The following is a 242-nucleotide window of genomic DNA, read 5'->3' on the forward strand; positions in this document are numbered from 1 at the left end:
GTTGGAAAGCGGCTCATCAAGCACCAATACATCGGGACGAATCGCCAACGCACGCGCCAAGGCGACACGTTGACGCTGTCCGCCAGACAGTGCGGTGACTTTTTCGTTTTCTAATCCGTTAAGTTTTACGATGTCCAACAGTTCCGCCACGCGAACGTCTATCTCTGCGCGTTTTATCTTTTTCACTTTTAGACCGTAGGCAATATTTTGTGACACCGTCATGTGAGGCCATAGTGCGTAGC

General features: G+C 50.4%; 1 protein-coding gene. It reads right to left on the bottom strand.

Features of this window, described 5'->3' with window-relative positions; genetic code table 11:
* Window positions 1–242: ATP-binding cassette domain-containing protein (locus tag AAEY75_RS16765; protein ID WP_352260292.1), on the bottom strand; the 242-nt coding region annotated here is incomplete at both ends.

Origin of the sequence: Psychrobacter sp. TB55-MNA-CIBAN-0194 (assembly GCF_040309505.1) — a bacterium.
Taxonomy (GTDB): domain Bacteria; phylum Pseudomonadota; class Gammaproteobacteria; order Pseudomonadales; family Moraxellaceae; genus Psychrobacter; species Psychrobacter fozii.